The following is a 22,740-nucleotide window of genomic DNA, read 5'->3' as shown; positions in this document are numbered from 1 at the left end:
CCCCCTTGTCTCCCTCATCTCCCCAGTCCCCACTCCTAACTCTTAGTCGTGACAACGGCTTCAACTGTAGCCTTTTGCTGGGCAACGTCCACAGAGGTAACTGCCCAACGCAAGGGTTCGCCTTGTTTGTTCAACTCTGTTTCAATTGTTTTGAGTAACTCTGCGGGGGTTTCTTGTAAATCAATTTCTGCGGTAATAAAATGAGTTGTCATGGCGCTAAATCCTGTTGATTTTTAGTTTATAGAATAGCTTATCAGGTGCTATGAAATACCTATGTGATTTTCCAGTTTTTGTAATGATGGTAGTGAACAGTCATTCAGCTATCAATAAATCAACATCTATACTGATAACTGTTCACTTAATTATTAGTCTTTACCAAATTGCAACTGATAAAGCGTGTCTTCTTTTCCAGTCTCAATTTTCAAATCAGAAAGGGGTTTGGCAACGCAAAGCAATACATAACCTTGTTTTTGTAAATGGGGACTAACGCCCATGCCATCAGTTTGATCTACAGTTCCTTCGCTAATTTGACCGGCACAAGTTGTGCAAACACCTGCATGGCAAGAACTTGGCAAATCTAAACCAGCGGCATCGGCAACTGATAAGATGGTTTCATTTTCGGGAACTTGCAAAGTATGAATTTTACCTTGGTGATGAATTTCTACGGTGTAAGTTTTGGGCATATACAAAAGAGGTGTGTTGCAACAGTCAAATGGATTATCTTATCTTATAAATACGCGGCTAACCAAATTCAGCATAGGTTTTTTACTGGGTATTGCCAAAGGTAAAACTGTAAGTTACCTCATGTCTTGTTGGAAAGCCATTATCACAACCGAAAATCTACCGTATATTATCCTACACCAAAGAGCGATCGCTCGTCTGTTCACAAAGCGCGATCCTTACACACAAACCCACTGAACAAAGCAATTTACGCTACAATCTTATTAAAATCTGATAAAGTTTCTTATGAATACAGGAGAAATTCGTCAACGAATTCAAGAATATGTTGATCAACTGTCACCAGAACGATTATTAGTGGCTGCTGATTTTTTGGCCTACTTAGCAGAACGTGAAGATAATGATGCAACTGAAGAATTATTAAACATTCAGGGGTTTAAAGAAGCGTTTGCTAAAGCAAAAAATAATGTTGAATCAGGTAAGGTAGCTTCTGTTGACCAACTCAAACGAAAATATTAACTATACTGTTATTATTAGTATTGATGCTCAAGATTTTTTTGAATCATCCTTAATATTCATCTTTTTCTACAAGCTCCGCATCAAAAATTAACCAATTCTGAAAGTATTCCTTAATCCATTTACTGACATCAGGATACTTTTCTTGAATGGCTCTTAATCTATTTTTCATATTCCTTTGATAATAACTCTAATATTCTATATTTCTGATAGCAATGACATTTAAGACATAACTTAACATCCTTAATCTTGCTATAGCTAATTTTAAATTTTTGCGAGAATAATTTAGTATTTTTGAGTTTTCTTTATCTTCCTTAAATGGACAATATTGATTATCTCTAATAATTTTATTAAATTCTTGAATATCTAAATCTAACTCATAAAAAGCGTCTGGAGAAATTTCATAGTTAATTGTATTTCTTATTTCCGATTCATTACCTAATTCAAAAGATTTAATTCCAATATTCCAAAACCTATCAATTCCTCTCCGGTTTCTAAAATCGCTAAAATTTTCAAAAAATCGTTTGAACTGTCTTTGATGTTCATCTACTGAATTAGCAATACCTTTGATGTAAATGTCCTTTTTTTGATAATCTTTTTCTTGGCAATCTACAGATCGAGACACCCAAGTTGTAAAGTTAAGTTGTGTTCTATTTAAACCTTGGATCAAGAAAAAATTAGAATAATACGAAGTAACAAAACCCCAACTGAAATATCCTTTTTTGATTAAATGGTCAGTAGAACAAATATTTAAAACCGCTTTGGATAATAGTTTCTCGATATCAGTCAATATATAATTGTTTGCATCTGAGATAATAAATCCTTTTTCATAATCTTCCTTTGACTTGTATAATTCTTTCAAATATTCTTTAAAAGAGCGTTTAGCATCACCATTACAGTTGCTAAAAGCAATGGCAATTTCTTCAAAAGTTAATGACACGCTCTCTAATCTCCAATCATTACCATAAATTCTTGGGAGTCTCTAATTGCATTTTTTAAGCGACTGACTATCATTTCACCAGCTTTTTCTTGCGCCCTATAACCTCCGCCACTTGGTAAATTTTGTCTGTCAAATTTAAAATCTTGAACTAATTCAAGAATCTTAATTGTATTTTCAGTATCAAATTTTTGATATTTTTGTATAACCAGATTAAAAACTTCATAAAATGCTTTCATAATACCGCCAAAGCCTACTGTTTTCAAGATGTATGATTCTCTATCTTCCCATTGTTCTAAAAAAACAGCTTTTATAGAGCGAAAATAAATTTCAAAAATTTTGTATTGTTGTTCAAAACCAAAGCTAGCAAGTTTTCCTGTTCTAGGTTCTACATAATCCTTAATTTGACTGACAAATTCACTTAAGGATATACCAAATCCAGCATCTCCTGTTCTTCTAATTAATTCATATAAAGGGCTTTCATCTGTTTCATTTAATCTAATTGCAATTTCTGTTGCTCGTCTTTCTGTTGACACTCCTTCGTCATCGAAATCTTCAATATCTCCTTCTAATAAATTCATTAAATCTAAATAAAGAGACGCAGGAACACCTTTTTGAGTTTGATTAATTGTGACGAAAAGTCGAGCCTGTTCTTTAACGGATAAGCCCAGAGTCGCCACCACCATTAATGGAAACTCAGGATTGGCTTCATAAGAACCTTTGACTCTATGCTGTCCATCTATGATAAGTCCTAAAGATTCTGCGTCATACAAGGTGAGTAATTTATCTACTTCCGAATAAGAAAATTTACCGTCCTCAAGATTTACTAAAATAGAATTAGGAATAATACCCTGGTCTTGGTTAATATAATTCTTAATTTTTTTGATTCTAGCATTGACAAATGATCGTTGATAACCTAAATTCTTATCGGCAACTCTTCTAGAAACATCAAAACGATTATAAATTACTTGGGCAGTAGTAATAAATACAAGCATTGATATGTTGTGCTGTAGAAGTTTGAATGCTGATATTTGAATGTTACTCATAATAAATAGCAAAAACATTAATATTATATTTGATTATGATTATTATAATACAAATAGGTTCAAGTGACACAGCATTTATCTTTAAAAGTATTACTTAATACAATTTAGTATTAACGATTTGAGCAATAAAAATACGATAAACTTTGATAGCCAAAGCTGGCGTTAAATTAGCTCATAATTAAGGGGAGAATACCCCGATGGAGAACATAAAAATGCTAGAACAATACCGTCAACATGTAGTTGAAAGAGCAGCGCTAGGAATTCCCCCCTTACCGTTAGATGCAAAGCAAACATCTGAATTGTGTGAGTTACTGAAAAATCCGCCCAAAGGTGAAGAAGATACATTATTGCATTTATTGAGCGATCGCGTCCCTCCTGGTGTCGATGCAGCCGCTTATGTAAAAGCTGGATTTCTGACCGCCATTGCCAAAAAAGAAGTTACCAGTCCCTTAATTTCGCGCATCCAAGCAGTGCAATTGCTGGGAACAATGGTAGGCGGCTATAATGTCCAAGCTTTAATTGATTTGCTGCAATTTCCCACTGTATCTTTATCAGACTCTTCCGAAACACCTCTGGTGATGGGAGGACAAGGAAAGGAACCCATTGCAGCTTACGCCGCCAACGCCTTAAGTAAAATTTTGTTAGTGTACGATGCTTTCCATGATGTTTTGGAGTTATCAAAAACCAATCCTTTTGCCAAGCGAGTAGTTGACTCTTGGGCTGAAGCCGAGTGGTTTAGCATTCGCCCCACTGTACCAGAAGCGATTACTGTTACTGTTTTTAAAGTTCCTGGCGAAACCAACACCGATGACTTATCCCCCGCCCAAAGCGCCACAACTCGCCCAGATATTCCCTTACACGCCTTAGTGATGCTAGAGTCACGGCAACCGGGAAGTTTACAAACCATTGCCGAACTGAAAAAGCAAGGACATCCTGTGGCTTACGTGGGGGATGTGGTTGGTACAGGTTCTTCCCGTAAATCTGCTATCAATTCGGTGTTGTGGCACATGGGGAATGATATACCTTTTGTGCCAAACAAACGCGCTGGGGGATATATTTTAGGTAGTGCGATCGCGCCTATCTTCTTTAACACAGCTGAAGATGCCGGTGCTTTGCCTATCCAGTGTGATGTCACCAAACTAGAAACCGGCATGGTAATTACCATCCATCCCTACAAAGGTGAAATTACAAACGAAGCAGGTGAAGTCGTTTCTACCTTCACCCTCAAACCAGATACCATCCTCGATGAAGTCCGCGCAGGTGGACGCATCCCCCTACTCATCGGGCGTACCCTCACCGATAAAACACGCGTTGCACTCGGTTTAGAACCCAGCACCGTTTTTATCCGTCCCCAACAACCCAACGACACAGGCAAGGGCTACACCCTAGCACAAAAAATCGTCGGTAAAGCTTGCGGCTTACCTGGCGTCCGTCCTGGTACATCTTGCGAACCCATCATGACCACCGTTGGTTCTCAGGATACCACAGGCCCCATGACCCGCGACGAATTAAAAGAACTCGCCTGTCTGGGTTTCAGTGCAGACTTAGTAATGCAGAGTTTCTGCCACACAGTAGCTTATCCCAAACCAGTAGACATTAAAACTCACCACGACCTCCCCGACTTCTTTGCCCAACGTGGCGGTGTCGCGTTGCGTCCCGGCGATGGTATCATCCACTCTTGGTTAAACCGGATGCTGCTACCCGACACCGTAGGAACTGGCGGCGACTCCCACACCCGCTTCCCCTTAGGAATTTCCTTCCCCGCCGGTTCTGGCTTAGTAGCCTTTGCTGCGGCATTGGGTGTCATGCCTTTGGATATGCCAGAGTCAGTTTTGGTAAGATTCAAAGGTGAATTACAACCCGGCGTCACCCTGCGGGATATTGTGAATGCCATTCCCTACGTAGCAATTCAAAAAGGTTTGCTGACAGTAGAGAAGCAAAACAAGAAAAATGTCTTCTCCGGGCGAATTTTAGAAATTGAAGGTTTGCCAGATTTGAAAGTCGAACAAGCCTTTGAACTCGCCGACGCCACCGCCGAACGTTCTTGTGCAGGTTCTACCATTAAGCTGAGTGTAGAGACAATTTCCGAATATCTGCGTTCTAACGTCGCACTTTTGAAAAACATGATAGCACGGGGCTATCACGATGCGCGTACCATCCTCCGCCGCATTGCCAAAATGGAAGAATGGTTAGCAAATCCCGTGTTATTAGAAGCCGACGCCGATGCCGAGTATGCCCAAATAATTGAAATTGATTTGAACGAAATCAAAGAACCAATTGTTGCTGCTCCCAATGACCCCGATAATGTTAAATTATTATCGGAAGTTGCTAATGACCCAGTGCAAGAAGTATTCCTGGGTTCGTGCATGACAAATATCGGTCATTATCGAGCAATGGCGAAAGTTTTGGAAGGTGCTGGTGAAGTAAAAACCCGGTTGTGGATAGCACCACCAACCCGCATGGACGAACACCAATTAAAAGAAGAAGGAGTGTACGCCATTTTTGGGGCTGCGGGTGCGAGAACAGAAATGCCAGGATGCAGTTTATGTATGGGAAATCAGGCGCGAGTTGCTGATGGCACAACAGTGTTTTCAACCTCTACCCGCAACTTCAATAACCGCATGGGCAAAGATGCACGAGTGTATCTTGGTTCAGCAGAATTAGCCGCAGTTTGCGCGCTGTTAGGACGTATTCCCACAGTAGCGGAATATTTGGATATTGTGGGGAAGAAAATCGATCCTTTTGCTAATGATTTGTATCGCTATTTGAACTTCGATCAAATTGCCGGTTTTGAGGATGAAGGGCGCGTAATTTCAAAAGAAGAACAAGCTTTATTGGTCTAATCTCAAATAAGGTGGGCTTTTTTAGCTCACCTTGACTTTGAATAGATGATGTCACAAAACTAACAAAAATTACATGAATACTTCATCTGCTAATACCCAAAATCTATACGATAAAGACTTTTATTTATGGACGCAAACAATTGTCCAACAGTTAAAAGAAGAGAAATTTAATGAAGTAGACATACCTAATTTAATTGAAGAAATTGAAAGCATGGGGAGAAGTGAAAAACGAGAACTAAAAAGTCGATTAATTGTCCTATTAATGCACTTAATTAAATGGCAATATCAACCAGAAAAACGAAGTGAAAGTTGGCGTAGTACCATTACCGAACAACGCATCTGTATTGAAGGCTTATTAGAAGACAGCCCTAGTTTGCAACCTTTAATTGCAGAAGTATTTGAAGACTGTTATCAAAAAGCTCGTCTGAAAGCATCTAATGAAACAGGTATTAAATTAAATTTTTTCCCTCAAGAATCTCCTTTTACCTTAGAAGAAACTCTTAGAGGCTATTTTTAAAGTAAAGATAAAATTATTGTAGGGTGTGTTAGGCGCATATTTCGAGATTAATGGTCACGATAAATATCAATTGAGCGCCTAACGCAGCATCTTGTATAGTAGTGCCTTAAGTTAAAACTGTAACACAGCTTACTTAGATTTACTACTGAGTCCTTGCGATTCTGAACGTGACAATTTTATTAAGTTTTAGAAATTTTTACCTCCCTAAATAGGGAGGTTTTCATTTGAGTCAGACTGACCTAGAACCTCAGTAGAGGAACTTTTTCCTAGCGACTAAAATTAAGCTTGTACTATGTTATACTCTAGGGTCATCACTTGCTGTTAAATTATACGCAAGGAGAGGAACACCATAGAATTTACAATTCTCATTTTAGCTCATTCATATTTAGTTTGTCAACCTTATTATTAATAATGCTCAACGAACTTTGTCTTAATCGTCCTAATTTAGTAAAATCTAAACTCGATAACCTTGATTTTTTTGAAAAAGCTTTTTCAAATGCAAGGACAGAAAAATATCTGAAAGCTGTATATCAACCTAACAAAGCAAACCATGAAAATATTAAGAAAGCTATACGGCTTTATCAAATTAACATGATGTATTGCGAGTCCTTATATGTAAGTTTGCATACTTTAGAAATAGCTCTTCGTAATTGTATAGATATAAATCTAAGTGATAAGCATGGCCCAAATTGGTTTTTTGCTAATACTGATTATTTCAAAAAATCTATCTCATATTTAAAACAAAATTATAACATTGAGATTATTATACCTACTGTTTCTGAAAACATATTATTAGAGCGTGAAGAACAAAAAGTTGTTTCTGCCATAGAAGATTCTATAAAAAATATTTTTGAAAAATCAAGGAAAAAATCTAGTGATTGGCAAGAATTTAAAATTACAGAAAACAGAGATAGAATTGTTGCCAACTTAAGCTTAGGTTTTTGGATAACACTTCTCACTCAAACCAAAAAAGGAAATAATAATTATTTAAATAATATATTTATTCCTTGTGTTAAAGCAATATTTCCTAATGCTAAAAATTCTGATCGTAATACTTCTACAATTCAACCTATTCTAGAAAAAATACTAAAATTACGCAATAGAATATTTCATCATGAACCAATAATATGGGAATACTATGATATACAAAATAGATATCATGAGATTTATAGAGTAATTAAATGGATTGATCCAAAACTAGAAATTTGGTTAAGGGATGATTCTAAAATTGATCGTTTTCTAGATATTTATCAAAGTCTATCAGAAGAGGTTAACGAACTAACGCAGAAAAATACAACCAAGAAAATTAAATACGAAGATCGCAGTTATTCTTGAACATCAAGAAAGTCCAGTCTATAAGATGTGTTATGCCGTAAGTTAACCCACTTGAATTTGTGACTATTAATTATTGATTTAGCTTTTCAGCCGCCAGAGGTAAAGTAATACACTGATTTTGCAACAGCTTGAAAAGTTAAGTTGGACGGTAAAAGCAGGACAAGGAATAACTCAAGAAGCACCAATCAATCAACTTAATTAAGCGATCGCCTCTTTTTGCTAGTCTATAAAATAATATAAATAATGTTGAGTTCTTAGATCATAAGCCCGACCTACAACTAAAGAAGAATAAACTGTGTTCGTATAATTGAATCAGGATGAGCTTTTTTAACTCATCTTTACTTAAATTAATTTGCCCTAAATTATTTATGAAATCTTTAAGCCCAACCCCATGAAGTCCCTACAAACCTGGGATTGGGTTATGGCTTGTTGGGTGTGCTGGGATTTAGCAGCAAATCGTTAACAAAAGTTTCTTCAATTTGCAAATATACCTTCCAAGAAAGGTATTATTTCAGCCCAAGCAGAGGTAGTGGCGGCAGAATCGTAGCGATAACCGTCATCGCGCATGAAGGTATGTTCTGCTTCATATAAGAGAACTTTATGAGATACATTAGCATTCTCTAGAGCTTTAATTATGGTTTGTCGGTCAGAGTCTGGAATATGAGGATCGAGTGTACCGAATACCATTAGCATCTCGGCTTTGATTTCACTAACTCGATGGATTGTATCGGCTACGCCTTGCCCTAGTTTGCCACTGGGAATACCAGTAGGATAGCAACAGACACAAGCCTTAATTTCGCTGTTAAATGCTGCACGAAAAGCTAAGTGTCCTCCAATACAAAAGCCTAGAGTGCCTATCTTGCTTGGAGAAACTGCACTTTCTGTTTTGAGGAATTCAATTACAGCACGGCAATCATCATCATAATGTGCGATCGTTGTTCGACGAGCGTCATCATTACCACGCATCCGACCGAGATCGTTTGGTTCAATAACTTGCCCAATTGGCTCAAGGCGATGAAAAATTTCAGGTGCTGCAACTACATAGCCATATCCTGCCAAGTAGTTAGCTAAACGAATTATCGGTTCGCCTAACTGATAAATATCACTATAAAATACAATACCTGGGTAAAGTCCTGGTGTTTTAGGAGATGCTACATAGACGCGCATCAAACTGTCATCGACTCTTAACTCGACATTCCGTTTAGTAATCTGCACTGTTTTATCTCCGTTTCATGTCTGCTTTCATTAGCTTTTATACAAGTGAATTAAGAGTGACAGTAGCTGACTGCCATAACAAGGACGTATCCTCTCATTATTTCCCTTTGTAGTGAAACTGGGGAGTTATCCAGGAACAATTTTTTTCAATTCGTCTTCAGATTGAAATTTTACCAAGTCTTCGCTAGAGCGTGGGATCAAAAAAGACTTGTACAAAATACGACAAGGGATAACTCAAGAATTAACAATCAACTTAATGAAGCGATCGCCTCTTTTTTGCCAGTCTATAAAATAGAATAAAGTAAGCAATGCTCTCGTCATTATATAACATCAATAAGTAACAAAAATGAACTTTTATACAGTTGTACTCAGACAAAGTTCTGGCTATTGGGTTGCTTTATGTTTAGAAAATGGTATTGTCGGCCAGGGGAATACTCAAGAAGATGCAATTAATAAGCTGAAAGAAGCGATTGAATCTTTTGAAATTGTTTATGAGTCTGAAACTAATATTTATAAATATCCTGTTTCAATAGAGCAATTACATGAATTTTTATATATTCAAGAGAAAGAACAAGATTCAGAGATATATGAATTAAGGAAGGTTTATGCCTAAAAATATACCTTCCCTGAAACCCAAGGAGTTAATTAAGCTTTTAGAACAAGCAGGTTGTACATTTCATAGAGAAGGAAAAGGCGACCATAGATTATATACTCGTGAAATTGAAGGTCAACGAAGAGTCGTTCCTATAGATATGGGCGCAAAAGAAATGTCTCCTGCTTATGTTTTGCGGATTTTTAGGCAGTTTGGCTTTACTGATGAAGAAATTGAAAGTCTTTTAAGTTAAGTAATTTGATGTTACAATATAACATTTATTAATGTCATGAAACATTTGTAGTAAAGTTTAATCTCAGACCAAATTGCTGAGCAAGTGTTTGATAACGCCTACGTACCTCTTCAACGGATATTTCTAATTGAGCAGCAGCATAATTAACTCGTTTTTCATCAATCTCTTCTTCGGGATCTAGAAACGGGTCAAAAGCATCAAAATCCCTAGAAAGCAGCTTGCGGTCTATTTTATCGTGACAGAACCAAGATAATGCCCCTACTACTGTTCGCCGCATATCGCTATCGGAATTATTGAGCTTGGCAATCAGTGGTTCAACTGCTCGTGCATCCTTAATTTCTCCCAATGCACTTGCTACAGCTTGCTGCACATCGCTATCGGAATCATTGAGCTTGGCAATCAGTGGTTCAACTGCTCGTGCATCCTTAATTTCTCCTAATGCCCCTACTACTGTTCGCCGCATATCGCTATCGGAATCATTGAGCTTGGCAATCAGTGGTTCAACTGCTCGTGCTCCTATCTGACCCAGTAGTTCTACTACCGCTTGTCGCACATCTTTATCTATGTCATCCAGCTTGGCAATGAGAGGTTTTACAACCTTGGGAGATCCTATCTTACCTAAAATTTGAGTTAGGAATAAAACTGCTCCAGTATCTAAGAGCGGATTGTTAAAAATACTAATAATACTGTCTAATTGTGCTCTTGTTGGTTGCCAGATAGAATCATTTATATTTTTTTTTCCTCCTCCGCTTAACCAGAATAGCGCCCATGCAGATGCATGAGCAGCAGGATTGCTTCCCATGAGCATAGTCAGCAGTCTATGTATTATCGATTTTAAAACAGATTTTGAAACAGATATCTTGTTTCTGAAAGCTAGTTCCATTACAACTAGAGATGCACCGATCGCAGCTACTTTTTGATTCGATGTTATTTGGGAAAGTTGTTTTGTAAGCCATTCTTGGAAGGCAGTTTCTTCTTCAGGTGCTTGGTTCGTAGTAACTACTGCATAAAGACCACCAATATTGGCTTGCTCTGTTATTCTATTTTTTGTGTCTCGCCTGCAAAATTCTTCCAACATAGAATTGCATAGCTCCTCTGACCATTGAGATGCAGATAGTTCCATAGCAGCGGAATCTACAGTAGTTTCAGGATCTGAGTTTGCACCATCTTCTTCACCTATTTGCCTAACAAACTCTTGTAAAACCTCCTGTGCCACCTCATGACTTACATTAGGTTCATCAGCTAGACATAACGCAGCCATCACTGCACGCGGACGGGCTGTAGTCTTAGCATCTTCTGTGTCAAGTGGTTTGAGGATAGCTCGCATAACATCGTCTATATAATCATCATTGCAGGACGCAACACAAAGACGCAGTGCCTCTCGCCAGTTTTCTGTTACCACTACTTCTTGTTGACTGTCAAGATGATTAGGATGATTGAATTGCACTTCATTCATTTGGGCAGCCAGTGGGGCTACATATTCAGCAAGGTTGAGAGAGCGATCGCGGTTAGGGAAATGACCTTGTACAAGTGCCAATCCTGCCAAGTATTCTTGAAATGTGAGGTGACGAAATTCAAATACAGGAATGTCTCTGCCATTATGTGGAATAACACCCGCTTCTACTAAAATACCTGTGCGACGCTCCAACAAACTCAGAAATTCTTTAGGTGTGTGTTTTTTTACCTCATGAAGATTGGGATACTCTTCCCGAAACTTTTCAAATAACTTTATCACTTCATCTTTCCGAAGCTGCTGTACTCCTCTATGACACATGGCATAGGCAATATACTCTAACTGCGGCCATGCTTCATCTTCATCTATAGGTTCGTCTACTTCAGAGCGCCAATTCAGTAGTACATCTACTGCTTGTGCGTATAACTTATGTCGGCGAGTCGGCAGTTTACCAACTTTACGCTTAACCAACGCCATTGTAGTCAGCAGCATTGGATTCCCAGTGAGACGCTCAATGCGGTCAGCACTATGAATGTCTTGAATCAATTCTGTTTTTGCCTTCTCTTTTCGCTCTGATAATTCGGTAATATCACACCAGCGACTAGCAAAATCATCTTTATCTTCTTTTATCAGTTCGGCTACTGTAACATGCTCAAACTGCCGCCCTATGCGGTAGTTCATTTCCCGATAGCCAACAATGCGGGAGGTAACGATTATGGGGGCTTGTTTGTTCGCATCACAAATTTTTTCAATCTGTTCGCAGAATTTAGCTCGTAAAAGAGAATCTGCGATCTCATCCAAGCCGTCTATAAGTAACAGTGCTGTACCTTGTAGAAGTTTTTGTCTTAAAATGCCACGCAGAGCAATGCATTCAGGCTCGCTCATCTCGGCCTTACGCAAGGTGTAATGCAGAATATCGTCTAGTGAACCACTAAGGCTGACATCTTTCAAATCTCGACAACGGATAATAATTGGTAGCCAATCCTCATCAGGAAGTGTAGATACATCAGGCAAATCCTTCCAGTCTGGATCTTGTTTGAGCCGCAGCAAGTAGGCTGTGGTAATCCAACGAATCATAGTAGTCTTTCCTGCCCCTGGATCTCCTAGCACGACTAATCGTCTTGCCTTAGCCAGTCGTTCTCCAACGGGAACCCGCTTACCTCTATCTTCAGTTTCGTTTTCTTCACTACTCCAGCCTGCCTTTCTACGCTGCATCGCAATGCGGCGCTTTTCAATTGCCACTAGTTCTACTTCATCAACATCAGCATTACAAGCAATTTCTATTTGGACGCGGAGTGCTACGTAAAGCCTACGTAGTAACAGTTTTTGGGTAGCAATATGGCGATCGGATTCTGGTAAGTTAGCCAAATCAATGATGTCACACGACTCTAAAGCCAGTTCTCGGTAACGCTGCTCTGCCTCATTTCCCCCCTTTACATGATCGGGAGGTGCTTGCAAAGGATAATATTTCTTCAGAGCAGTAATTAAATCCTGTTGTGCTTTTGCAGGATCTTGCCAATGTTGAGCAATGCATTCATCAAATGCCAACGCTTCTACATCAGCTTCTTCATCCATTTGTACGCAAAAGACTCGCACTCGATATGTATTTCTTGCAGCGTTAACAATCTGACGCGCCCATTTGGTTCCCAATGCTTTGATAGTTCCACAAAGTACTACTGGACTACCACTACTCAAAGCCTTTGAAGCTTCTTCAACGAAAGACTCTCCTACAATTACCGTTCCCCGATGCGCTACTTCATAGCCAGCTTCTCGAATCGGTTCTCCTAATTTTTCGGCAAACTCCTCTTCTCCCTTTGCATGAGCTATGAGAACCTGCTGAAGTATTTTTTTCATTTGATAGCTCTTAGTAAATCAGATACACCTTTAGACCAGTCCTTAATTAAGTCAGCATACTTGATATCAGCCAAAATGGCAGGGGGTTTGCCTCCTGTCAGCAAAACTGGTAAAACTTTAACACCATGTCCACTAAGTTGAATCGCCAAAACCGACATCCATTCACGGTTTACCCACGGCGACATATCTGATGAAGAGTAACACAATACTAAATAACTTAGCCCTTCTAGCCCCTCATTGACGCGCTCAACAATTGAATCACCAACATCGATTTTCCATTCAGCAAACCACACATGATGACCAGCCTGGACAACTTCTGAGGCAAGTTTTTCAGCTGGTTCGGTATCAATTTGTCGATAGCTTATAAAAACGTTAGACATAAAGTAATAACTTAATGTTTAATTTATACTTAAATTCAAGTATACTTGGTTAATTTAAAAACTTATATCTAGTCAAATAAATAAAACGTTAAAATTTATAATAAACTGTTACCTTCATCTCAACCTTGATGAAGGCAATTTGGTAAGTAGTTATTGTAATTAGAAAATGTTTGATTGTACCCGAATTGCCTTACAAGTTCGCTCGCATCTTACTGTTAAACAAGCGCGATCGCAGATCTAATTGACCAAGTGCGATTGCCAGTTTTTACCAGTAGAAAACACTGAATTTGTATGATAAATCTTTGAGTTGAATAAATTTTTCGTCCAACTGTGATCGCTCCATAAATTCCTAGCCAATAATATTTTTTTCCTAGTCCCAGTTCCTATTTTCAAGCTACGCTATAAAATCACATCCACCCGCCTATTTCCGCGTCAGTCAAAGGCTTCTCTAATTTGGTATATTCTGTCTGAGCAGCCCGCAATACGTGTTTCATCTGCACGGGTTCCCCAGCATCAGCAGCCAGAAAAGCTGCATTTAAGGCTATATTACGGATATTACCACCAGCCACATTCAGCCGCGCCAGTTGTAGGGCATCTAAGTCTGCGGTTGGTGTGTTGGCTGGAAAGACGCGTCGCCAAATCTCGGCTCGTTGTGCTGTGTCGGGGAAGGGGAACTGCACCACGAAACGAATCCGTCGTAGGAAGGCTGTATCAATTGCACTCTTCAAGTTAGTAGTGAGAACTGCTAAACCTGGGTAGCTTTCCATACGTTGCAATAAGTAGCTGACTTCAATGTTGGCATAGCGATCGCGTGCATCTTTAACTTCACTGCGTTTGCCAAATAAGGCGTCAGCTTCATCGAACAATAAAATCACTCCTCCTTGTTCGGCTGCATCAAACACCCGCCGCAGATTCTTTTCTGTCTCGCCAATGTATTTACTGACTACCGATGACAAGTCAATGCGATACAAATCGAGGCGCAATCTATGTGCCAGGACTTCTGCCCCCAAGGTTTTACCTGTGCCGCTACCACCTGCAAATAAGGCGCTGATTCCCAATCCCCGCCCACCTTTGCCAGCAAAACCCCAAGTGTTATATACAGTACTCCGCTGCCGGACATGGGCCGCAATTTCACGGAGAATTTGTTTCTGCGCTTCTGGTAATATCAAATCCTCCCAATCACCAGACGGCTCAATTCGTTGGGCGAGTTCATCCAAGCGCGGACGTGCTTGCACGCGACAAGCATCCCATAAAATCTCACCGATATCGTTTTCTGGTGTTTGTGCTAGTTGTCCTGCGGCTTCTGCACAAGCAGCGCGAATAGTTGCAGCACTCAAGTTAAACTGCTCTACTAAAGTTTTCACTTGCCCGTTCATTTGCGGTGCAATGGCCATTAGTGCATCTTGCCAAACTACACCTTGTTCTTTGATTGTTGGTTGGTGTACGTCAAAAGTAACTACCAAGCGTTGTGATAGGCGCATTCGTTCCCGACTGGTAAGGATCAAAAAGCCATTAACGCGTTCGATGAAATGAGCGATCGCATTCAGCCGCGCTGTATCATTGCTATCAAGTTCGTTGCAATCAAGAAGTAGGGCACACCTGCTTAAAATCGTCTCACGAGTCCACAACCGAATCAGATTATCCAACTCGCTTGGTGCTTGGGGAATGACTTGTGCAGGCATTACCCATAAACTCAAGCCTTGGAGTTGACAAATTCTAGCAGCGATCGCGCGTTTGCTGATAGTCTCATTACCACATAGCTGCACAATTGGCAAACTATTTATCTTATGAGCTTGCGACCACACGGCTGCAACTCGCTCTCCTAGCTCTTGGTGAGAAGGTACTAAATCGCTAACTTCTTGTAATGGTTCAATGATGCCAGCTAGGCGTTCGTCAAGGTATTGGATACCTGTAAGATAATGCAAAATCCGCTCGTCAATTCTCACAGGGCTGAGGGTTAGGGCGTGAGCATCACCAATTTGAATTAACCGCCAATGACGTAAAGGAGCATTTGGGGCGATGGCGTCCCAGTGGACATGAGGTAAAGTTGCTAAAGCTAAACTTAACGTTGGGTAAGCTCGCTGTGGATCGCCGTGGACATTAGCACATAATTTACCAAAATCTCCATTCAATTCCATACCTGCACATAACAGCAACAAATCGCTCTCAAAGGATGAAAGCCTAAACATTTTGCAGACTCTATCCAATGCCGATGGTGCAGGCATAGCAGCAGCAGCTTCTTGGAGTGCTTGCTGTAAATTTTCGTGGTTTTTCGGCTCAGGTTGATTTTGCAAACTGGCAGTGTGATTTTCTAAAATCCCACGCACTACGGCTAGGGCTGCTGATAGGTAGCGGTAGTTTGCTTGATCCCAATCGACGATTGTAGCGTTCATGAAATTGTCACCTGTGGCGAATCATATTCTCCAGACTGATTTTTGTGCAATGGACTTTCTGCTCCATCTACCTGCACCCGCACAATATAAGTTCCTGGCTTCACATTTTTAACAGGAATAGCGATCGCATCAGTATCTTCAGTACGTGGTGCAACTAAGAAAGAGTAAGCTACCAGAGTTTGGGCTGACACATCACTGAGTAGTAAAACTACGCGCTGTGCTTTGCCGACTTTGGGATGGAATTTAACGGTAATATCTGCTGAACGTAAATTTTCACCATTATTTTCCACTTCACCAACGAATGCCGTAATTGTTGGATGTAGGACAAAAGCTGCAATATTTGATTCAACTATCCGATCCGTTTGCCCTGTATTGCCCATTGGCAAATGTACCACTTGGATACTTTGCACACTTGGGTACAAATCTGCTGGTACTAACAAGCTGATTTGCGTTTCTTTGACATCTTGAGGTACTAGTAATGTCTCCGTGTTACCCAATCGGATTCTGGTAATATCACCGCGTAAACGCTTACCACGAATCATTAATGTTGTGCCAGGAACAATCATTTGCTGATGTTCAGTTTTTTCCAGAGGTATCACTTGCTCAATATTCGGTTGAGACAAGGGCATCATGTAGAAGCCTTCAAAGTTCTCAGCTTTGCTACTCTCAATCAATACCATTGATGCTAGATAGGTAGCTGAAGGTCGATAGTGGGTTTGTAAAGCTGACCATAACTTTGAAGTTTCTTCCATGTTAAAAAACTCTGGGGTCAGTTTGATTTGCCCGATTTGCTCAGCTAAATCAGATACAGACACCCCAGCCACAGCCTGGGAAAAAGCACTTGAAGTATTAGTTGTAGATGCATTAATCAGAGTATTTTCAATAATATCCGCTGTAATGCAAGGCGTTTTATGTAACAAATGCATTGCGTAGCCTAGTAAAATCTCTGTCTGAAAATCCTTGGCTCCGTAAGCTGTTAATAAATAGTGGAGATCCAGAGCCAGTGGTGGAGTTGTAGAGGGCAAATTTCCATTCAGACGTGAGTGCCTGCTGCGAAATTCCTGAGATACCCAATCAACATTGCGATTCTGCGTCACTTGATAGAGAAAGAGGTTGAGTTGAGCGCGCTCATCAGCTTCAACTGAGATTCGATCGGGCGGTAGGGCAGTTACAATCACATCACCAACACTAGCAGCGATCGGATCGCTGACTAAACCGTTTTCCAGCAAAACTTTTAGTACTGCTGTCACGGCGGCTATAGAGAGTACGTTACTCATCCTCGTTCCTCATGGCAATAGCACATTTTAATCATGTACGCCAGGACACATTGACAGAATATATTTTGCAAAACTTTAAATATTCTCTACGAGAAACTATTGCCGTGGCATACAAAAGGACTGGGGGCTGGGGACTGGGGACTGGGGATTGGGTAATATAATATACTTCTAATTTTTAATCCGTAATCCCCTATTTCTAGTCCGTAACTCAGTATTTATCAGGAACCAATTTCAGCGATCGCCAGTCCTAATTTTAAGCATTTTATCAAATTATTCTCATTATTTTAAGTTGTTAATATGCTAAAGTGAGTGTAAATAGATAGATCCGAGTAATATAAATTACTAAGACTTTACATAATAAACATCAAAAAAGCAAAAAATTTGTAATACTGTAAGAAATGAGGAGCCTAGTCAAGATACTTTGTTCCTAACCTCTGAATTATTACGTAAAACTATAGGACTCCTATTTGATTTTTGAAAAAGCTCCGTACTACTGGCAAAACCTGATTTCTGATTCCGTACTTCCTAACTATCGCGCTTGCGCTGTGCTTCTCTGCGAGACGCTTCTCTACCAGAGGCTTTCCCAACGCGAACGCGCACCACGCTCTAAAAGTTCAAAAATCAAAGTGGATTGCTATAGTCCTATCTCCAACTAAACTTAACACCTTAAAATAACTTAGGATGGGTTCCCCCTGATGAAATCCCCACCTTCTTCAAATTCTTGGAATGGCCGCTTCATAGGTGATAACCAGCGGTATAGGTTAGACCGACGGTTAGGCGGAGGTGGCATGGGAGAAGTCTTCCTGGCAATGGACACCCGTGTAGGTCAGCAGGTAGCGTTAAAGTTGCTTAAAGATACCCTGGTGGCTTCACAAGAAATGAGAAAGCGTTTTGAGCGTGAGATAGCTGTCTGTGCTGCTCTACAAAGTGACCACATCGTGAAAATTAGTGATTGTGGAGTCACTCCAGAAGGCTTTCCGTTTTACGTAATGGAATATTTACGGGGACAAACCCTCAGACAATTATTGCTGCGTGAAAAGCGGCTATCTGTTGAGCGGACTGTAAAAATTATGGCGCAAGTTTGCAAAGGTCTACAGCTTGCCCATCAAGGAGTGACTCTGCAACGGGATGGAGGAAAAACCACTGAGCGTATTCATCAGGTAATTCATCGTGACCTGAAACCAGATAATATATTTTTGGTACCCACAGATTTGGGAGAGTGGGTAAAGGTTTTAGATTTTGGTGTTGCCAAAATCCGTAGTGAATCTTCGGAAAACACCAACATTACAAATATCACCAGTACATTCATTGGTACATTTCGCTACGCACCTCCGGAACAAATCCAAAGTGATAAAAACCTGGATGCTAGGGGTGATATTTACAGCTTAGGGATTATCCTTTATGAAATGCTGAGTGCAGCCGATCCCTTTGGGATTAGCATTAAGGGTAGTCATATCAGCGAAGCTTCCTGGGTATTAGCTCATGCTTATGAGCCACCAAAACCACTGCGGGAGCAACCAGGCTGCGAGAATTTGCCTGAACAATTAGAAGCAGTGGTAATGAAATGCCTCTACAAGAACCCAGCTAACCGATTTACCACGGTAGAAGAACTCGATCGCGCTTTGCAAGCTGCTGCCAAATTTGCCACAAGCACTAATAGTGTACCTGGACAGGCTACTGTGCAGCCGCCAAAACCTCTCTACAACCAAGGCTCAAATCACGAAACCCTTCCCAGACAATCGAACGACGACACAATTCTTCGCCCTCCAGCTGCCTATAATCAGGGTTCAAATCACGAAACCCTTCCCAGACAATCGAACGACGACACAATTCTTCGTCCTCCAGCTGCCTATAATCAGGGTTCAAATCACGAAACCCTTCCCAGACAATCGAACGACGACACAATTATTCGCCCTCCAGATGCCTATAATCAAGGCTCAAATCACGAAACCCTTCCCAGACCATTTAACCTGATTGACCAAAACCAACTTGACGAAACTGTTCCTCCGCTTCCTAATAGGCACAATCAAGGTTCAAATCACGAAACTGTTCCTAGACCATTTAACCCAGTTGAGCAAAGTCAACCACAGAATAACAATCCTCAACAAAGTCCTGTGAATAACCCCAATCCCAGCAAACCGGATGCGACCTTATTTCAACCGCGACCCGCATCCAATCAAGGCGGAGTACAAGTACCACCAGATAAGACCTTATTTCAACCGCGACCCGCATCTAATCAAGGTGGAGTACAAGTACCACCAGATAAGACATTATATCAACCACGACCCGCATCCAATCCAGGTACACAGCCACTACCAACAGATAAAACATTGTATCAACCGCGGCCTGTGGCTAATACTGGCAGACCAGAAGCGCAGCTAGATAGAACTTTGTATCAACCGCGGCCTGCATCTCATGAAAACAGACCACGCGTGCCAACTGATGACACTATTTACCAACCAAGGCTAAATGACCACTCAGCTACGGGAAATACTCCTAATTTCTTGAAAATCTTGGGAATCATCTTAGCAATTGGACTAACTTTAGCAGTAGTAACCTTTATATATACTCAATGGCAATCTTCTAAAAACTCAACCAACCAGCAAAGTTTGTCTAATAGCGATCGCATTTATAGCTAATATTTGATGACATCATCATCTTGTAGGATGGGCGTCTCGCCCGTCCTATAAAGTTAGCTGTTTATCCAGTATAAAATTTATTCTCTCGTAAGAGGGTCTAAACCTCAGACCGATAGAACTTCTCAAGTATTGGGATTAAGTCGTAGAAAACATGCAGCGAGATTAGCTCAAATTTGTTCATAATAGCAGTGCTTTTTACTGATTATCAGTATCGCTGTTCTTGAGTACAAGATACTTACTATTTTCTTGCCGTAACTTAGCATCTTCTTCGTTGTAAAAGAACGACAACAAAACAAAACGCCGTCCGCTGATGACAGGGGTAGCTTCATGCAGTAATGAGCAAGAAAAAATCACTGCTTCTCCAACATCTGGAGTATAAAGCTGGAGTCCATATTCTGGAAACAGCAAATCGCCGCCTTTATAAGCGCCAGTATTCAGATTTAATGACATAGCAAACCGTCGGTGGATAGTGCCTTTAGTAGTATTATCACGATGACGATTAAAAAAGCCTTTATCAGTTGCTTCGTAACAGGATACAAGATAGCGTTCAAAGCGAGTGATACTAAATTGAAAAGCCTTCTCAATTTCTGGTTTAATCCGTCGCATAATCAGATTATTGATTTGCTTTAATAATTGAGGTTCAGAAATTAAATAGTCTCGACGTTTTTTAAATTCATAGTCATAAACTCCAACTGTTTTGCCGTCGATTTGCCGCATAAAGCCAGACTCTTCACCACCATCTGCTTCGTACAAATTAATTAAATGCTGGCAAAAGCTTTGATCTAGAACATTGGGTATAAATAAAACAGGCGCTTGTCTGGCTGCGGGAATATTTTCGGCGATCGCAGGTAAGCTACTGATAAACTCAAACACTTCTTCGCAAGGATGAGTAGTAGGTGAAATTAGCAAAACTTTGATAATTCGTAAATTTTCATCCAGAACAAAAATTGTTGGTCTGTATTCTAGTTCATTACTTCCCTGATTTTTTGGTTGACAAACACCATATTGAAAGCTAACTTTTCGTTCAAAATCCCAAAGAAATTTAAAATAAGTTTTATGTTCGATTAAGTCTCCCAAAAAAGTGTCATCTGGGTCTATGCTGACACCAAAAAATGGCACTCGATGGGCAGCAAATTGTTGCTGTCGGTTGGAAAAATCATCAATAATCTGGCGAAGATAATTGTTTTTAGAACTTCCGAAAAAAAACAAAACGCTACGGTATCCGCCAACCGAATTAAAGTGAAAACTTGGGTTTGAGGTTGAGGGAAGAATGAACCAGGGAATTGGGTCGCCAACAGTAAGAGGTTGCATAGGATAAATTAGACAATTTGAGATTTTAGATTTTGGATTGACCGCACAGATAAATCAGAGGATTTGTGAATTTCGGATGAGAAAATTTTCGATTTATTACCAATGACAAATGACTAATAACAAATGACTAATGACTAAAATCCGAAATTAGTATAAGCAGGCTTTAACTTTCGCAAAAAATTAAGCATTGCTGACGCTACAGCATCTGAAGACTCAATCAAGAAGCCATGACCACCACGGTCGATGACTACAAGTTCAGCGTTGGGAATACCTTGAGCAAGTTGCTGGGAAAACTTTAGTGGGGTGAGAATGTCTTGTTTTCCAAGCATAACTAAGGTTGGACAATGAATTTGTTGAAGACGATCTGTTGTGTCAAAGTCAAGCATGGCTCGGCTGTGATGATAAACTGAATGAGTCGCAGGTGGGAAGGGATATTTGATGGCAAATTCAATTAAACCTTCGATCATTCCCGGAATTGAATAGAATGCATCTGTAAATATCCAAGGCAATACGATTTTTTCATATAGTTTCAAGTCTACATTACTAAGAAGGTCACCCCAAGTTTCTATGATGCTGTTGAATAATTCATCACCTTTTGCCAAAGATGAAAGTAGCATCAGACTTTGTATTTTTTGAGGGTATGCTAAGGCTAGTTCTTGGGCAATTTGGCCACCCATTGAATGGCCTGCTAAATGCACCTTCTTAATACCGATACGATCCAACAAGGCTGCAACATCATCAGCCATCTCTTTGATACTATAAAGGTTTTTAGGAGCAGAACTTCGCCCCATACCTCGATTGTCTATGCGAATGACTTGATAGTGTGAAATCAGAGATGGCATAATCAGCGACCAATAAGCATGATCGCAAAGAAAGCCAGCTATTAATAGCAAAGGCTCACCCTTTCCCTTAATATCATAAAACAAATCAATCCCGTTAATGTCAACCTTTGGCATAGTCAATAATTATAGAAATAACTGGGAACATCAAAAATTATCGAACAAGGCAAAAGAGAATATAAAGAGGAAAAATGCTTCTTAACCTCTCATATTTATGGTGATTATTTTTTTACTTTATGAGTAGAAATTTCTATGTTTTGAATCGCTCATCCACAGGAATTTGATAGCCATTGGCTAGGCGGTTAGTCATATTGGCAGTGGCAGCGATCGCCATTAGTTCCCCGAACATGTTATCATTCATTCCCTTGGCACGCGCCGATGCTGTATGTGAGGCAATGCAATACTCGCAGCCATTTGTCGCACTCACCGCAATATAAATCAGTTCGCGCATCAATGGGTCAATTTCACCAGGGGTGGTCATAACTTCTTTCACCGCTTGCCATGTTCGTTGCAAGGTGGGAGGATGGTTAGCTATCGCTTTCCAAAAATTATTGATATAGTCATTTTGACGCGTGGCGCGGATGTCGTCGTATACAGCACGCACTTCGTCGCTGGCTTCTTCGTACTCAATTAGCTTAGTCATATTTCGCTTGGATTTAGTT

Annotated in this window: 20 protein-coding genes; 8 read left to right on the top strand and 12 right to left on the bottom strand. The window is 40.1% G+C overall.

The window, feature by feature from the left end; genetic code table 11:
• Positions 1 to 35: 35 nt before the first annotated feature.
• Both ACM0OY_RS14700 and ACM0OY_RS14695 read right to left on the bottom strand, forming a co-directional pair.
• Positions 36 to 212, bottom strand: a complete 177-nt coding sequence (locus ACM0OY_RS14700; RefSeq protein WP_414569578.1) for a hypothetical protein — start codon at positions 210 to 212, stop codon at positions 36 to 38.
• A gap of 153 nt (positions 213 to 365) precedes the next feature.
• Positions 366 to 683, bottom strand: coding sequence for a 2Fe-2S iron-sulfur cluster-binding protein (locus tag ACM0OY_RS14695; RefSeq protein WP_414569577.1), 318 nt, complete (start codon positions 681 to 683; stop codon positions 366 to 368).
• Here ACM0OY_RS14695 and ACM0OY_RS14690 point away from each other — a divergent pair.
• Together ACM0OY_RS14690 and ACM0OY_RS14685 are read left to right on the top strand one after the other, a co-directional pair.
• Positions 676 to 918 (top strand): hypothetical protein, encoded by a 243-nt coding sequence (locus ACM0OY_RS14690; protein ID WP_414569576.1) that lies wholly within the window; start codon positions 676 to 678, stop codon positions 916 to 918. The genes ACM0OY_RS14695 and ACM0OY_RS14690 overlap by 8 nt on opposite strands.
• A gap of 48 nt (positions 919 to 966) precedes the next feature.
• Positions 967 to 1,197 (top strand): hypothetical protein, encoded by a 231-nt coding sequence (locus tag ACM0OY_RS14685; RefSeq protein ID WP_414569575.1) that lies wholly within the window; start codon positions 967 to 969, stop codon positions 1,195 to 1,197.
• Positions 1,198 to 1,384: 187 nt separating this feature from the next.
• Here the strand turns inward: ACM0OY_RS14685 and ACM0OY_RS14680 are convergent, their stop codons facing one another.
• Both ACM0OY_RS14680 and ACM0OY_RS14675 read right to left on the bottom strand, forming a co-directional pair.
• Positions 1,385 to 2,134, bottom strand: a complete 750-nt coding sequence (locus tag ACM0OY_RS14680; protein ID WP_414569574.1) for a hypothetical protein — start codon at positions 2,132 to 2,134, stop codon at positions 1,385 to 1,387.
• A gap of 5 nt (positions 2,135 to 2,139) precedes the next feature.
• The gene (locus tag ACM0OY_RS14675; protein WP_414569573.1) at positions 2,140 to 3,177 is read right to left on the bottom strand and encodes a DGQHR domain-containing protein; all 1,038 of its coding nucleotides are present in this window, start codon (positions 3,175 to 3,177) and stop codon (positions 2,140 to 2,142) included.
• Positions 3,178 to 3,389: 212 nt separating this feature from the next.
• Between ACM0OY_RS14675 and acnB the strand changes: the two genes are divergently transcribed.
• The 3 genes from acnB (at position 3,390) to ACM0OY_RS14660 (ending at position 7,872) form a co-directional block, all read left to right on the top strand.
• Positions 3,390 to 6,020, top strand: coding sequence for a bifunctional aconitate hydratase 2/2-methylisocitrate dehydratase (gene acnB / locus ACM0OY_RS14670; RefSeq protein WP_414569583.1), 2,631 nt, complete (start codon positions 3,390 to 3,392; stop codon positions 6,018 to 6,020).
• A 73-nt stretch (positions 6,021 to 6,093) separates the two neighbouring features.
• Positions 6,094 to 6,537, top strand: coding sequence for a DUF29 domain-containing protein (locus ACM0OY_RS14665; RefSeq protein ID WP_414569572.1), 444 nt, complete (start codon positions 6,094 to 6,096; stop codon positions 6,535 to 6,537).
• A gap of 411 nt (positions 6,538 to 6,948) precedes the next feature.
• Positions 6,949 to 7,872 (top strand): hypothetical protein, encoded by a 924-nt coding sequence (locus tag ACM0OY_RS14660; protein ID WP_414569571.1) that lies wholly within the window; start codon positions 6,949 to 6,951, stop codon positions 7,870 to 7,872.
• Positions 7,873 to 8,346: 474 nt separating this feature from the next.
• Here ACM0OY_RS14660 and ACM0OY_RS14655 read toward each other — a convergent pair whose 3' ends face one another.
• Complete coding sequence (locus ACM0OY_RS14655) at positions 8,347 to 9,087, bottom strand: dienelactone hydrolase family protein (RefSeq protein ID WP_414569570.1); 741 nt, start codon at positions 9,085 to 9,087, stop codon at positions 8,347 to 8,349.
• Positions 9,088 to 9,433: 346 nt separating this feature from the next.
• On the opposite strand from ACM0OY_RS14655, the gene ACM0OY_RS14650 reads away from it, so the two are divergent.
• Positions 9,434 to 9,700 (top strand): type II toxin-antitoxin system HicB family antitoxin, encoded by a 267-nt coding sequence (locus ACM0OY_RS14650; protein ID WP_414569569.1) that lies wholly within the window; start codon positions 9,434 to 9,436, stop codon positions 9,698 to 9,700.
• Positions 9,693 to 9,932 (top strand): type II toxin-antitoxin system HicA family toxin, encoded by a 240-nt coding sequence (locus tag ACM0OY_RS14645; protein ID WP_414569568.1) that lies wholly within the window; start codon positions 9,693 to 9,695, stop codon positions 9,930 to 9,932. Before ACM0OY_RS14650 ends, ACM0OY_RS14645 begins: the two co-directional genes overlap by 8 nt.
• A 34-nt stretch (positions 9,933 to 9,966) precedes the next feature.
• On the opposite strand, the gene ACM0OY_RS14640 is transcribed toward ACM0OY_RS14645, so the two are convergent.
• From ACM0OY_RS14640 to ACM0OY_RS14625, 4 genes are all read right to left on the bottom strand, one after another.
• Complete coding sequence (locus tag ACM0OY_RS14640; protein ID WP_414569567.1) at positions 9,967 to 13,239, bottom strand: HEAT repeat domain-containing protein; 3,273 nt, start codon at positions 13,237 to 13,239, stop codon at positions 9,967 to 9,969.
• Positions 13,236 to 13,619, bottom strand: a complete 384-nt coding sequence (locus tag ACM0OY_RS14635) for a toll/interleukin-1 receptor domain-containing protein (protein ID WP_414569566.1) — start codon at positions 13,617 to 13,619, stop codon at positions 13,236 to 13,238. The genes ACM0OY_RS14640 and ACM0OY_RS14635 overlap by 4 nt, the downstream gene beginning before the upstream one ends.
• A 407-nt stretch (positions 13,620 to 14,026) precedes the next feature.
• Positions 14,027 to 16,012: an ATP-binding protein gene (locus ACM0OY_RS14630; RefSeq protein WP_414569565.1), complete on the bottom strand. Its 1,986-nt coding sequence runs from the start codon at positions 16,010 to 16,012 to the stop codon at positions 14,027 to 14,029.
• On the bottom strand, positions 16,009 to 17,289 hold the full coding sequence (locus tag ACM0OY_RS14625; protein ID WP_414569564.1) for a DUF4255 domain-containing protein: 1,281 nt from the start codon (positions 17,287 to 17,289) through the stop codon (positions 16,009 to 16,011). The genes ACM0OY_RS14630 and ACM0OY_RS14625 overlap by 4 nt, the downstream gene beginning before the upstream one ends.
• Before the next feature lie 695 nt (positions 17,290 to 17,984).
• Here ACM0OY_RS14625 and ACM0OY_RS14620 point away from each other — a divergent pair.
• On the top strand, positions 17,985 to 19,928 hold the full coding sequence (locus ACM0OY_RS14620) for a protein kinase domain-containing protein (protein WP_414569563.1): 1,944 nt from the start codon (positions 17,985 to 17,987) through the stop codon (positions 19,926 to 19,928).
• Positions 19,929 to 20,123: 195 nt separating this feature from the next.
• Here the strand turns inward: ACM0OY_RS14620 and ACM0OY_RS14615 are convergent, their stop codons facing one another.
• The 3 genes from ACM0OY_RS14615 to ACM0OY_RS14605 form a co-directional block, all read right to left on the bottom strand.
• Positions 20,124 to 21,239, bottom strand: coding sequence for a redoxin domain-containing protein (locus ACM0OY_RS14615; RefSeq protein WP_414569562.1), 1,116 nt, complete (start codon positions 21,237 to 21,239; stop codon positions 20,124 to 20,126).
• Between the two features lie 134 nt (positions 21,240 to 21,373).
• The gene (locus ACM0OY_RS14610; protein ID WP_414569561.1) at positions 21,374 to 22,195 is read right to left on the bottom strand and encodes an alpha/beta fold hydrolase; all 822 of its coding nucleotides are present in this window, start codon (positions 22,193 to 22,195) and stop codon (positions 21,374 to 21,376) included.
• A 133-nt stretch (positions 22,196 to 22,328) separates the two neighbouring features.
• A complete protein-coding gene (locus ACM0OY_RS14605) occupies positions 22,329 to 22,721 on the bottom strand; it encodes a carboxymuconolactone decarboxylase family protein (protein WP_414569560.1) in 393 nt (130 codons plus the stop codon).
• Positions 22,722 to 22,740 lie beyond the last annotated feature (19 nt).

The organism is Nostoc sp. CCY 9925 (assembly GCF_963920935.1).
GTDB lineage: Bacteria > Cyanobacteriota > Cyanobacteriia > Cyanobacteriales > Nostocaceae > Nostoc.
The sequence above is the reverse complement of the archived record's forward strand: the minus strand, read 5'-3'. Positions and strand labels throughout refer to the sequence as shown.